Annotated in this window: 13 protein-coding genes; 7 read left to right on the top strand and 6 right to left on the bottom strand. The window is 33.1% G+C overall.

All coding sequences use genetic code 11. The features are described from left to right. The first annotated feature begins 148 nt into the window (after nt 1-148). The 7 genes from gcvP to LOS89_RS02105 all read left to right on the top strand — a co-directional run bounded on the left by gcvP (nt 149) and on the right by LOS89_RS02105 (nt 7712). Nucleotides 149-2989 carry an aminomethyl-transferring glycine dehydrogenase gene (gcvP, locus tag LOS89_RS02135; RefSeq protein WP_231836081.1) on the top strand — a complete coding sequence of 947 codons (2841 nt, stop codon included), beginning with the start codon at nt 149-151 and terminating at the stop codon, nt 2987-2989. 113 nt (nt 2990-3102) lie between these two features. Beyond that, on the top strand, nt 3103-3474 hold the full coding sequence (locus tag LOS89_RS02130) for a group III truncated hemoglobin (protein WP_231836080.1): 372 nt from the start codon (nt 3103-3105) through the stop codon (nt 3472-3474). Between the two features lie 137 nt (nt 3475-3611). After that, nucleotides 3612-4670: a 3-oxoacyl-ACP synthase III family protein gene (locus tag LOS89_RS02125; protein ID WP_231836079.1), complete on the top strand. Its 1059-nt coding sequence runs from the start codon at nt 3612-3614 to the stop codon at nt 4668-4670. A 66-nt stretch (nt 4671-4736) separates the two neighbouring features. Next, complete coding sequence (locus LOS89_RS02120; RefSeq protein ID WP_231836078.1) at nt 4737-5267, top strand: class I SAM-dependent methyltransferase; 531 nt, start codon at nt 4737-4739, stop codon at nt 5265-5267. Nucleotides 5268-5285: 18 nt separating this feature from the next. Then, on the top strand, nt 5286-6134 hold the full coding sequence (locus LOS89_RS02115; RefSeq protein WP_231836077.1) for a glycosyltransferase family 2 protein: 849 nt from the start codon (nt 5286-5288) through the stop codon (nt 6132-6134). A 61-nt stretch (nt 6135-6195) separates the two neighbouring features. After that, entirely contained in the window at nt 6196-6942 is a 747-nt protein-coding gene (locus tag LOS89_RS02110) for an MlaE family ABC transporter permease (protein WP_231836076.1), read from the top strand. Next, nucleotides 6942-7712 (top strand): ABC transporter ATP-binding protein, encoded by a 771-nt coding sequence (locus LOS89_RS02105; RefSeq protein WP_231836075.1) that lies wholly within the window; start codon nt 6942-6944, stop codon nt 7710-7712. The genes LOS89_RS02110 and LOS89_RS02105 overlap by 1 nt, the downstream gene beginning before the upstream one ends. On the opposite strand, the gene LOS89_RS02100 is transcribed toward LOS89_RS02105, so the two are convergent. The 6 genes from LOS89_RS02100 to LOS89_RS02075 all read right to left on the bottom strand — a co-directional run bounded on the left by LOS89_RS02100 (nt 7705) and on the right by LOS89_RS02075 (nt 14103). Beyond that, nucleotides 7705-9027, bottom strand: coding sequence for a DUF389 domain-containing protein (locus LOS89_RS02100; protein WP_231836074.1), 1323 nt, complete (start codon nt 9025-9027; stop codon nt 7705-7707). The genes LOS89_RS02105 and LOS89_RS02100 overlap by 8 nt on opposite strands. Before the next feature lie 7 nt (nt 9028-9034). Next, complete coding sequence (locus LOS89_RS02095) at nt 9035-10093, bottom strand: mannose-1-phosphate guanylyltransferase (protein WP_231836073.1); 1059 nt, start codon at nt 10091-10093, stop codon at nt 9035-9037. A gap of 21 nt (nt 10094-10114) precedes the next feature. Next, a complete protein-coding gene (locus LOS89_RS02090) occupies nt 10115-10714 on the bottom strand; it encodes a SprT-like domain-containing protein (RefSeq protein ID WP_231836072.1) in 600 nt (199 codons plus the stop codon). A 73-nt stretch (nt 10715-10787) separates the two neighbouring features. Continuing rightward, the gene (locus LOS89_RS02085; protein WP_231836071.1) at nt 10788-11471 is read right to left on the bottom strand and encodes an SDR family NAD(P)-dependent oxidoreductase; all 684 of its coding nucleotides are present in this window, start codon (nt 11469-11471) and stop codon (nt 10788-10790) included. Continuing rightward, the gene (locus LOS89_RS02080; protein WP_231836070.1) at nt 11461-12420 is read right to left on the bottom strand and encodes a M28 family metallopeptidase; all 960 of its coding nucleotides are present in this window, start codon (nt 12418-12420) and stop codon (nt 11461-11463) included. The genes LOS89_RS02085 and LOS89_RS02080 overlap by 11 nt, the downstream gene beginning before the upstream one ends. A gap of 72 nt (nt 12421-12492) precedes the next feature. Then, nucleotides 12493-14103 carry a pyruvate dehydrogenase complex dihydrolipoamide acetyltransferase gene (locus tag LOS89_RS02075; RefSeq protein WP_231836069.1) on the bottom strand — a complete coding sequence of 537 codons (1611 nt, stop codon included), beginning with the start codon at nt 14101-14103 and terminating at the stop codon, nt 12493-12495.

Below are 14103 nucleotides of genomic sequence, written 5' to 3'. Positions count from 1 at the left end.
AACAAAATTAATTAATCTGTTAATAAGACTTGAAATTAGTTGATAAAATCACAAAATTTCACATTTTAAAAACAAAAAATTACAAGATTAATAATTACTTTTGTTGTCCAAAACAACACATAATAACACACATACACATTTTTAATAAATGAGAACAGATGCATTCGCTTTGAGACATTTAGGGCCACGTGAAAGTGACTTAAATCACATGTTAAAAACTATTGGCGTAGATACTTTAGACCAATTAATTTATGAAACTATTCCAGATGATATTCGTTTAAAAAACGACTTAAATTTAGAAGCTCCAATGTCGGAATATGAGTATTTAACTCACATTCAAGAATTAGGAAAGAAAAATAAAGTATTCAAATCATATATAGGTTTAGGGTACCACCCTACCATTTTACCTGCGGTTATTCAAAGAAATATTTTTGAAAATCCGGGATGGTATACCGCCTATACGCCTTACCAAGCTGAAATTGCTCAAGGTCGTTTAGAAGCGATTTTGAATTTCCAAACTACGGTTATCGAATTAACAGGGATGGAAATCGCAAATGCATCTTTATTAGACGAAGGAACTGCTGCTGCAGAAGCAATGGCATTACTTTTTGATGTAAGAACTCGAGATCAAAAGAAAAACAACGTAAACAAATTCTTCGTTTCGGAAGAAATTTTACCACAAACCTTATCGGTTTTACAAACACGTTCAACTCCATTAAATATTGAATTAGTGGTTGGAAATCACGAAAATTTTGATTTCTCAACTGAATTCTTTGGTGCTATTTTACAATATCCAGGAAAATATGGTCAAGTTTACGACTATACTGGATTTATCGCAAAAGCTGCAGAAAACGAAATCAAAGTAGCAGTTGCTGCTGATATTTTATCGTTAGCTAAATTAACACCACCAGGTGAAATGGGTGCTTCAGTAGTAGTTGGAACAACTCAACGTTTTGGTATTCCAATGGGTTACGGTGGACCACACGCTGGATATTTCGCAACTAAAGAAGAATTCAAACGTTCGATGCCGGGAAGAATCATCGGTGTTTCTATCGATGCAAACGGAAACCGTGCATTACGTATGGCATTAGGAACTCGTGAGCAACATATCAAACGTGAAAAAGCAACTTCAAACATCTGTACAGCTCAAGTTTTACTAGCAGTTATGGCGGGAATGTATGCAGTGTATCACGGACCAAAAGGTTTACAATATATTGCTGACAAAGTACACGCTTCTGCGGTTACCACAGCTGACGCTTTGAATAAATTAGGAGTTTACCAAACAAATACAGCTTTCTTCGATACAATTTTAGTAAAAGCTGATTCCGCTAAAGTAAAAGCGATAGCTGAAAAACACGAAGTGAACTTCTTCTATCCAGATAGTGAATCGATTTCAATTTCATTCAATGAAACAACTTCAATTGCAGACATCAATCAAATCATTGCGATTTTCGCAGAAGCAACTGGAAAAGAGTACGTTCCTGTAAAAATCCTTTTACCTTCAGGTAGAATTGAAGGTTTGGAAAGAACTTCAACTTTCTTACAATACGATGTTTTCAACAACCATCATTCAGAGTCGCAATTGATGCGTTATATCAAAAAATTAGAACGTAAAGATTTATCGTTGAATCACTCGATGATTTCGTTAGGTTCTTGTACCATGAAATTAAATGCTGCTGCTGAAATGTTGCCGTTGTCTATGGCAAATTGGAACAGCATTCACCCTTTTGCTCCAGTTGAACAAGCAGAAGGTTACCAAATCATGTTGAAAAAATTAGAGCAACAATTGAATGTAGTAACTGGTTTCCAAGGAACAACCTTACAACCTAATTCAGGTGCACAAGGAGAATACGCTGGTTTGATGGCTATTCGCGCTTACCATCAATCAAGAGGTGATCATCATAGAAATGTGTGTTTGATTCCGGCTTCTGCTCATGGAACTAACCCAGCTTCTGCTGCTATGGCAGGTATGGAAATCATCGTTACTAAAACCATGGAAAATGGAAATATCGATGTAGAAGATTTAAGAGCAAAAGCTATCCAACACAAAGATAATTTATCTGCTTTAATGGTTACTTATCCATCAACTCACGGAGTTTTTGAAAGTGCTATTATTGAAATTACCAATATCATTCACGAAAATGGCGGTTTAGTTTATATGGATGGTGCGAACATGAATGCTCAAGTAGGATTAACAAATCCTGCTACTATTGGCGCTGATGTTTGTCACTTAAACTTACACAAAACTTTCGCCATTCCTCACGGTGGTGGCGGACCTGGTGTTGGACCAATTTGTGTGAACGAAAAATTAGTTCCTTTCTTACCAACTAATCCAATTATTCCAACAGGAGGAAACCAAGCTATTACAGCTATTTCATCGGCACCTTATGGATCGGCTTTAGTTTGTTTAATCTCTTACGGTTACATCACGATGATGGGCGCTGAAGGATTAACAAATGCTACTAAATATGCCATCTTAAATGCTAATTACATGAAAGCCCGATTAGAAACCCACTATCCAATTTTATATTCTGGAGAAATGGGAAGAGCGGCTCACGAAATGATTTTAGATTGTAGAGCTTTTGAAGAAAAAGGAATCAAAGTAACCGATATTGCAAAACGTTTGATGGATTACGGCTTCCATGCACCAACAGTTTCTTTCCCAGTAGCAGGAACTTTAATGGTGGAACCAACCGAATCAGAAGATTTAGCAGAATTAGATCGTTTTTGTGATGCAATGATTTCAATACGTAAAGAGATTGAAGCTTCAACAAAAGATGATGCTAATAATATTTTAAGAAATGCACCACATACTTTAGCAATGGTTACAGCTAACGATTGGAATTTCCCATACACAAGAGAACAAGCAGCATTTGCATTAGATTATATTGCAGAGAATAAATTCTGGCCAACTGTTCGTCGAATTGATGAAGCGTATGGCGATAGAAATTTAGTTTGTTCTTGTGCACCTATTGAAGCTTATATGTAATTCAAAGTACGAAGTACAAAGTTAAAAACACAAAGTATATAAAAGGTTTCAAATTTTTAATTTGGAACCTTTTTTTAACCCATTACCCATCACCTTTAACCCATTACCAAAAAATGAGCGACATCGAAACCCGAGAAGATATTCTATTAATCATGCGTAAGTTTTATGAGAAACTTTTGGCAGATAATTCTATTAATTTTTTCTTTACCAAAGTAACTTTAGTTGACCAACATTTAGAAGTTCATTTTGAAATTTTAGCGACCTTTTGGGAACAATCATTGTTTTTAAAAGGTGGTTATTACAATAATATGTTTTCGATTCATAAAGAGGTTCACGACAAACATGCTTTTTCAAAAGACCATTTTAATACTTGGTTATCACATTTTAATTCTACAATTGACGAGAATTTTGAAGGAAAATATGCCGAACAAATGAAAACTCAAGCCTTGAGTATGGCTACCATTATGCAGATAAAATTCAATTAAACGTATTTAATTTCTGAATTTCGTTTTTTTAACAACCTTTTCATACGAAATTCATAAAAATATTAGAAACCAATACATTACCAAATCATTAACAGACTATTATTTGTAAATTCGTTTAACCAAAAAATACTAATAAAATGAATATCAAAATAACTGGTTCTGGTTCATACATACCTACTGAAATAGTTTCTAATTTAGATTTTGCAAAACACGTTTTTTTAAACGATGATGGAACTCCTTTTCCTCACCCAAATGATGTTGTTGCAGAAAAATTTTTAGAAATAACTGGAATACGAGAAAGAAGATATGTGTCTGATGATTTATGTACTTCGGATATTGCATTAATTGCTGCTGAAAAAGCTATTGATGATGCTAAAATTGACAGAGAAACTATTGATTATATCATCATGGCTCACAATTTTGGCGATGTAAAAAAAGGAGCAATTCAATCCGACATTTTACCTAGTTTAGCCACCAGAGTAAAGCATGGATTAAAAATTAAAAATCCGAAATGCGTTGCATACGATATTCTTTTCGGTTGCCCTGGTTGGGTAGAAGGTGTTATACAAGCTTATGCCTTTATCAAAGCGGGAATGGCTAAAAAATGTTTAGTAATCGGCGCCGAAACTTTATCAAGGGTGGCAGACTTACATGACAGAGATTCCATGATTTATTCGGATGGTGCTGGTGCTACAATTGTAGAAGTAACCAATGATGAAGGCGGAATTCTAGCACATGAAACAGCTACATTTACTTATGACGAAGCCTATTATTTGTTTTTTGGAAATTCATTCAACAAAGATCATGACCCAGATGTTCGATACATTAAAATGTATGGTCGTAAAATATATGAATTCGCTTTAAGCAATGTTCCAAAAGCTATGGCTTCTTGTTTGGAAAAAAGTGATATTCCAATTGAAAAAGTAAAAAAAGTATTAATTCATCAAGCCAATGAAAAAATGGACGAAGCTATTATTCATCGTTTTTTCAAACAATACAAACAAACTCCTCCTGAAGGAATTATGCCAATGAGTATTCATAAATTAGGAAACTCGAGTGTCGCAACTGTTCCTACTTTATTTGATTTAATGATTAAAGGACAATTAGACAATCAAGAATTAAATAAAGGTGATGTAATTTTATTTGCATCGGTTGGAGCTGGAATGAACATTAATGCGATTGTGTATCAGATGTAAAAAAGTTAGAAGTTCGAAGTTGGAAGTTGGAAGAAAAAAGTAAATTTGTACTCCAATTTTATTTCAATGTACGAAAACACATATCCGAGTAAACGATTCAATATCACTTTAGATTTTCTAAAAAAACATATTGCAACTTCTGAAACCATTTTTGATTTAGGTGTTCCAAATCCTTTTTCAAAAATTATGGTTGAGAACAACTATTCTGTTATTAATACTAAAGGTGAAGATGTTGATAATGATCAATCAGCGCTTCAAAGTGAAAACTATGATGTGTTTACTGCATTTGAAATTTTCGAACATTTATTAAATCCATACACTGTTTTACAAAATGTAAAAGCGGATAAAGTTTTAATTTCTATTCCGTTACGCTTGTGGTTTTCTCCCGCATATAGAAGCAAAACCGACATGTGGGATCGTCATTATCACGAATTTGAAGATTGGCAATTGGATTGGCTTCTGGAAAAAGCTGGCTACAAAATTGTTGACCGAGTAAAATTTACACATCCAGTTAAAAAACTTGGCTTTAGACCTTTGTTAAGATGGTTTACTCCAAGATATTATTTAGTTTACGCAGAAAGAGTGACTAGTAATTAGCAAATAGTGATTAGTCAAATGAAATACTATATTATCATTCCCGCCTATAATGAAGAAGCTTTTATGAGCTTGACGTTACAATCGTTAGTAGAACAAACTGTTTTACCAACGAAAGTTATAGTTGTGAATGATAATTCTACAGATAAAACTCCAGAAATTGTTTCTAATTTTGCTTCTAAATATCCTTTCATAAAATTAGTTAACAAAAAATCAGATGCTATTCATTTACCCGGAAGTAAAGTAATCCAAGCATTCCATGAAGGAGAAAAAAACATTGATGACAACTACGACATCATTGTAAAAGTTGATGCTGATTTGATTTTTCCAAATAATTACTTTGAAACCATCATCCAGCATTTTCAATCAGATGAAAGAATTGGAATGGTTGGTGGATTTTGTTATATCGAAAAAAACGGTAATTGGGTTTTAGAAAATTTAACCGACAAAGACCATATTCGCGGTGCGTTGAAAGCTTACAGAAAAGAAACTTTCAAACAAATTGGTGGATTAAAACCACAAATGGGTTGGGATACAGTTGACGAATTACTTTGTAAATTTTACAATTGGAAAGTCATAACCGATGGAAGTTTACATGTAAAACATCTAAAACCAACTGGCGCCAGCTACAACCAAGCAGCCAGATTCAAACAAGGTGAAGCATTTTACACCTTGGGATACGGATTTTTCATTACTTCAGTTGCTTCTTTAAAATTAGCAATGCGAAAAGGAAAACCTTTATTGTTTTTAGATTACATCAAAGGGTTTTGGAAAGCCAAAAGAGAAAACAAAACCATGTTAGTTACTCCTGAACAAGCAAAATTTGTTAGAAAATATCGTTGGAAAAAGATGAAGAAAAAGATATTTTAATCTTTTCCATAAAAATATAGTATTTTTACAACTTACTAAATCAGAAAACCATTAGCAGTATATGATGCTCATTCGCTACTTATCGCAAATAGGAAAGTACTTTATTATGTTGAAAGAAATTTTCAACAAACCAACCAAATGGTCGGTTATGAGACAATTGATATTTAAAGAAGTTGATGATTTAATTATCGATTCATTAGGAATTGTTTCTTTTATATCCTTTTTCGTGGGTGGAGTTGTTGCAATTCAAACTGCTTTAAACTTAACAAACCCTTTAATTCCAAAATATTTAATTGGTTTTGCTACTCGTCAATCTGTTGTTTTAGAATTTGCACCTACTTTTATTTCCATCATTATGGCAGGAAAAATGGGTTCGTTCATCACTTCAAGTATTGGGACAATGCGTGTAACAGAACAGATTGATGCATTAGAAGTTATGGGAGTAAATTCTTTAAACTATCTGGTTTTTCCAAAAATAATCGCACTACTTTTATATCCTTTTGTTATTGGATTAAGTATGTTTTTAGGTGTTTTTGGTGGATGGATGGCTGCTGTTTATGGTGGTTTTACGACTAGTTTTGAATTCACAACCGGACTTCAAACTGAATTTATTCCATTTCACATTACTTATGCGTTTATAAAAACGGTTGTTTTTGCTTTACTATTAGCAACTATACCTTCATTTCATGGTTATTACATGAAAGGTGGCGCTTTGGAAGTTGGTAAAGCAAGTACAGTTTCTTTCGTTTGGACGTCAGTTGTGATTATTTTAATGAACTTTATATTAACCCAACTACTATTGAGCTAATGATTGAAGTAAAAGACATTATAAAAAAGTTTGGCGAACAAACGGTTTTAAAAGGCGTTTCTACTCGTTTTGAAGCTGGAATGACTAATCTTATCATTGGACAAAGTGGTTCTGGGAAAACGGTATTTTTAAAGTCACTTTTAGGATTACATACCCCTGATAGCGGAACGATTTCGTTTGATGGCAGAATTTATTCTGAACTATCAAATGATGAAAAAAGGAATTTACGAACAGAAATAGGAATGGTATTCCAAGGAAGTGCATTATTTGACGGCATGACCGTAGAGGAAAACATTGGATTTCCATTAAAAATGTTTTCCAACAAAACACCAAAAGAAATTAAAGAACGTGTTGATTTTGTTATCGACAGAGTTCACTTGGTAAATGCACACCATAAACGCCCTTCTGAAATTTCAGGAGGAATGCAAAAACGTGTAGCCATTGCAAGAGCTATTGTAAACAATCCTAAATACCTTTTTTGCGACGAACCTAACTCTGGTTTGGATCCAAAAACAGCCATCGTAATTGACAATTTGATTCAGGAAATTACCGAAGAATACAACATTACTACCGTGATTAATACACACGATATGAACTCGGTAATGGAAATTGGTAAAAAAATTGTGTTCCTAAAAAATGGTTTATTAGAATGGGAAGGAAGTAATAAAGAAATTTTCAAAACTGATAACGAAGCCGTTACCGATTTTGTTTATTCATCTGAATTATTCAAACGTGTAAGAAAAATGTATCTTGAAGAAGATATTACTTAACAGCTTCAACTCGCAATTTTTGATTTTCGGTTTTAACTCTAAGCCAATTTTGAATTTTATCATTTTTCTCTTCCACATCAACCGATTCTTCACGCCATTGAATGTAGAAAGTAGGTATTGTGTCAATCATGTTGAAATTTGACTTTAAAATCCTACCATAGGAAACCTCAACTATGTTGGTATCCAATGCATGAATTTCTTTGCTTATATCTTCAAAAACAGCTGCTATAGGATATTGATTATTAGCAATTTTTTGAGAAGTTAATAAGATTTTTTCATCTTCATTTAACTTTTTATTCCCTTCTGACTCCTGATAATTCTTAACGATATTTATTTTTACATTATCGTATCCTTTTTGAGATAACAATATCTTTAAACCATTTAAATCTTTATCATCAATTTTATTACCAATAATTGCAAACGAAATTTCTTTCTTTGAGTAATCTTTATCGATGTCAAAAATTAGAACCCCTTTATTCTCTTTCTGATCTTGAATAAAATGACTAATCGTTTGATTAAAATCGGTTTGCTTATACAGTTTATAGAAGAAAAAAACACTTGGAACTAAAATCACAAAAGCGGAAACATAAATTACATTTGAAATCACTTTTTTCCTCTTAGAATCTAAGTAATGCTCAAAAGGAAATTTTAAAAAACGAACAATTGTAAAAGTTGCTGTAGCAATAAAAATTGTATTGATTGAAAACAAAAACATTGCTCCTCTAAAAAAATGCCATTTCCCAGTTGCCAATCCAAATCCAGCAGTACACAATGGTGGCATTAAAGCAGTTGCAATTGCTACTCCAGATATTGTAGTTATTGCTTTAGAACGTCTACTAAAAGCAATAATTAAAGCCAAACCTCCAGCAAATGCTATAATTACATCTCGAACATCTGGACCTGTTCTTGCAATTAATTCTGGCGTTTCGTGTTGGAACACCGGAATACTAAAGTATAAAAACGAAGTAATCAAACTCAACGCGACCATAATCGCAAAATTCTTTACTGCTTTACGAAGTAAAAAAACATCATTAATTCCTAATGACAATCCCATTCCCATAATTGGTCCCATCAAAGGAGAAATAAGCATGGCACCAATAACAACAGCTGTTGAACTTGTATTTAATCCTGCAGATGCAATTAAAATTGAAAATATCAATACCCAAGCCGTTTGTCCTTTAATAGGAATACCTGCCTTAATATCATCAATAGTTGCATTTACATCGGTATCGTCTATAATGTTGAAAGTTTCTTTTAAAAAACCTCTCACACTATTTTTACGATATTCTGAGGATTGTTCTCCGTTAACTTTCATAAATAAATTAATTATTTAATTTAGAAACTATTTTCTTAATGTCTTGTTCTTTATTCTTAGGATAAATTAGCAAAACATCATCTTTATCAACAATAATATAATCTGTTAAACCATCAACCACTACAAGCTTTTTACCTTCAGTTCTGATAATATTATTAGTAGCATTTTCCAAATAAACAGAAGCATTTACTACTGCATTCTCTTGTTCGTCTTTTGGTAATTTATCATATAAAGAACCCCAAGTCCCTAAATCATTCCAATCAAACGTTGCTGGCAACACATATACATTTTGTGCTTTTTCTAAAATTGCGTAATCAACAGAAATGTTTTGAGCTAAAGCGTAATTTTCTTTCACAAATGCTTCTTCATTTGGTGTATTCAACACATCGTAACCCTTCATAAAATGGTCAAACATTACTGGTTGAAATTCTTCAAAAGCTTTTAAAACAGAATTAGCACTCCAAACAAAAATTCCAGCATTCCAAAGGAAATTTCTACTCTGAATAAACTTTCTCGCAGTTGCATAATCTGGTTTTTCACGGAATTGTTTCACTTTTTTTATAGGACGTGAATCCAATTTATCAAATTCAATATAACCATAACCTGTATTAGCGAAGGTTGGTAAAATCCCTAAGGTCATTAAATTTTCATCACGTTCACAAAAATCAAATGCATATTGAAGGTTTGAACAAAACTGGACTTCATCTTCAATCCAATGATCTGAAGGCGCTACTACCATTACCGCATCTGGATTTTGTTTTTTGATTTTCAATGACGCATACAAGATACAAGGCGCAGTATTTCGCATTACAGGCTCTAAAATAATTTGCTCCTGCTTTACCATTGGTAATTGCTCTAAAACAATAGCATTATAGTCTTCATGAGTCAAAATCAAAATATTCTCTTTTGGAATAATTTGAGAAAGACGAGCAAATGTCTTTTGAATTAAAGTCTCACCTGTTCCCAACATATCATGAAATTGTTTAGGAAACTCGGTTGTACTCACTGGCCAGAAGCGAGAACCAACTCCACCAGCCATTAATATTGCGTAATAATTTTTGTTCATTATCATTATTTTTTACCTCAATTAATTAGGTAATAATTCTACTTCAGCATTTGGTTGAAACAAATACAAACGACCAGAACTTATTTCTAAACATTCATATCGTTTTACGCGTAATGCTATTTTCTTAAAAATTTTCCCATTGTGAATTCTAAAATGACTTCCCATCGGAATTTCAAAGATATAATTTTTATCGGTTTCTTTTTGATCAAATTGTTTTAATGCTATAGCTAACTTTGCATCAGTATCACTACTTGCTTTAGGGTTTCTGAAATGCTTTGCTAATAAAGGCAACAACTGATGCGGAAAAATCTCTGGTCGAATAAACGGTATCATTAAACGTTGAAAAGTAAGTTTCCATTCATCGCCATGAGGTTTTATATTTCGACCATATTTTTCAAAAGCAACTAAATGCGCAATTTCATGAATTAAAGTAATTAGAAAACGATATTTATTTAAGCTCGCATTTACAGTAATCAAATGATAACCTTGTGCATCTTTTCGATAATCACCATGACGTGTTTGTCGTTCATTTACAATTTTAAGATGCACATGATTGGCTTTGATTAACTCAAAACAATGATGAACCGCGTGTTCGGGAAGGTATTTTTGTAATATATCCATAAATGGTAATGGGTAAAAGGTGAAAGGTGAAAGGCAAAATCCATTTACCTAATACCCAAAACCTTTAACCTCTTTAAGGTGTTGATGATGAAACCTGCAATACTTTTCCGTTGTAATATTTATTTCCTGTTAAAGCAAAATTAAAAATATAATCAGCCATTTCATTTGCTGAGAGTGGTGCTTCGTAACCAGGAAATGCTTCTTGTAACATTTCAGTATTTACTGCTCCAAGTGCTAAAACATTAAATGCAATTCCTTGCTCTTTGTATTCTTCCGCTAATAATTCCGAAAGTGTAATTACAGCTCCTTTACTTGACGAATAAGCCGCCAATCCAGCAAACTTCATGCTTCCTTGTATTCCTCCCATCGAACTAATTGTTACCACATGACTTCCTTTTTCCATAAAAGGAATACAGATTCTTGTTAATTCTGCAACAGCAAAAACATTTACTTTATAAACTTGCTCAAAATCACTTGGAGTCAATTGCGAAAAAGGTTTATTAACTAACAAACCAGCATTATGAATTAAAACATCTACTTTTTTCCAAATACTATTGATAAAATTTTCTACTTGAAGCAATTCATTTGGATTTGAAATATCAATAGACAAACATGTAATATTTTGATTTTCCATTAACTCCTTAGGTGTCTTACGTGAAATTGCTAACACATTGTGTCCAGCACTTGCAAATTGCAAAGCCATTTCGTAACCTATTCCACGTGAAGTTCCAGTTATGATTATATTTTTACTTTTCATTTAAATTGATTTCTTTTTCTGAAGCGTTAATCATTTTTTCTAAAACAGGAATTGTCTTAGAAATTACATTAGTCATATGTTTTGTATCCATCAATTCGAATTCATCATCAGGTTGGTGATAAAATTCAAAATTTTCAAAATCAAATGTAGAAACTGTTTGAGCAGGAACATTAAATTCAGTAAAAAAAGGATAATTATCCGAAGCTCTAAACAACATATATTTAGTTTCTATTGGCAAGTAACCAACTAATTTTTCTCCAGCATACTCATTCATTTTAGCCGCCATATTTGTTTTACCAAAACCTGTCAAATAGAAATCCATTCCTTTGTCTTTCATTGGTACGCCAATCATCTCGAAATTAAACATAAAATACAAATTCATGTTTTGCTCTTTCAATTTAGCCGCTAAATGTTTAGACCCTAAAAGTCCTTTTTCTTCTGCTGAAAAGAACACAAAAAGCACACTTCTTTTATTATTTTTAAACTTAGCAAAATACTTTGCTACTTCAGTTACCGCAGTTGTTCCAGATGCATTGTCATTAGCGCCATTACCAATACCATCTCCATTAACCGCTTTTATTCTTCCGATGTGATCATAGTGAGCACCAATAATTATAAACTCATTTTTTAGTTTTGAATCTGATCCTTCAATATAACCAACAACATTATAAGAAGGTTTATCATAATTAGATAATGTATCACGATACGTTTTGAAGTAAGGTTTAATTCCGTTTTCTTTAAGTAGATTTTCTAAAAAAACAGCAGCTTTTTCAATTCCTTCACTACCAGAATCACGACCTTCTAATTCGTCAGATGTTAAATACGAAAGTGTTTTGATTACATTTTCTTCAGCAACTCGATATGATTTTGATTCAGATTGAACAACTTTTGTAGACTGTGATGCACATGATGCAAATACAAAAAGCAATAAATAAGAGAAATAACGCATATTGTTAGTTTTTAGTAAAAATAAAAAAATCCCGATTTAAATCGGGATTTTGTATAATAATTTTAATACGCATTACGCTAACATTGTAACTGGATTTTCCATAAACGCTTTGAACGTTTGTAAGAATTGAGCTCCAGTTGCACCATCAACTGTTCTGTGGTCACAAGCCAAAGTAACAGTCATTGTATTACCTACTACAATTTGTCCATTTTTAACCACTGGTTTTTCAATAATAGCACCAACAGATAAAATAGCAGAATTAGGCTGATTAATAATCGATGTGAATGATTGAATTCCGAACATTCCTAAATTAGAAATTGTAAATGTACTTCCTTCCATTTCAGCTGGCTGAATTTTTTTCGATTTAGCTTTACCTGCTAAGTCTTTTACATTAGCACCAATTTGAGACAAACTCATTTGGTCTGTAAATTTCAATACAGGAACCATTAATCCATCTTCAACGGCAACAGCAACACCAATATTTACATGGTGATTAATTACCATAGCATCTTCTCTCCATTGAGAATTTACTTGAGGATGTTTTTTCAATGCCATTGCACTTGCTTTGATTACCATATCATTGAAAGATACTTTAGTATCTGGCAAGCCATTAATCATATTTCTTGAAGCAATCGCATTATCCATATCTAACTCGATAGTTAAATAATAATGAGGTGCTGTAAATTTAGATTCTGATAATCTTCTCGCAATGGTTTTACGCATTTGCGAATTTTTAATTTCTTCTTGGAACACTTCACCAGCAGGAACAAATGGTTTCACAGCAGCAACTGTACTTGTTGCTTCAGCTACTGCTTGAGACGGAGTTGCAACAGCAGATGGAGAGAAGTTCTCAACATCACTTTTTACAATTCTTCCATTCTCACCAGAACCTTTAACCTGAGATAAATTAATTCCTTTTTCTTGAGCAATTTTTTTAGCCAATGGCGAAGCAAAAACTCTTCCACTAGCTTTTGCAACTGGAGCTTGAACACTTGAAGCCTCTACTTGAGCAACAGCTTTTTCTTCAGCTTTTGGAGCTTCAGCAACAGCACCAACTTTATAGTTAGCTGCAATTCCTGAAACATCAGTTCCAGCAGGACCTAAAATTGCTAAAATTGTATCAACCGGAGCAGAATCACCTTCTTGAACTCCAATATATAATAAAGTTCCTTGATTAAAAGATTCGAACTCCATCGTAGCTTTATCTGTTTCGATTTCAGCTAAAATATCACCTTCTTTAACAGCATCACCAACTTTTTTCAACCATGTTGCAACAGTACCTGTTGTCATAGTATCACTTAAGCGAGGCATTGTAATTACTTTAACACCCGCTGGTAATTCAGCAGAAGTTGCTACAGGAGTCGCCTCAACATTAGAAGCAGCAGGAGCTTCTTCTTTTGCCGCAGGAGCACCTCCTCCACTTAATAATGCAGAAATATCTTCACCAGCAGCACCAATAATTGCTAATAATGAATCTACAGGAGCAGATTCTCCTTCTTGAATTCCAATATGTAATAAAACACCATCATAGAAAGATTCAAATTCCATGGTAGCTTTATCAGTTTCAATTTCAGCAAGAATATCGCCAGTTTTAATAGTATCACCCACTTTTTTTAACCAAGAAGCAACAACACCTTCAGTCATTGTATCACTCAAACGGGGCATAGTTATAATTTGTGCCAT

It is taken from the genome of Flavobacterium channae (assembly GCF_021172165.1).
Classification (GTDB): domain Bacteria; phylum Bacteroidota; class Bacteroidia; order Flavobacteriales; family Flavobacteriaceae; genus Flavobacterium; species Flavobacterium channae.
This window is presented reverse-complemented; position numbering and strand designations above follow the sequence as displayed.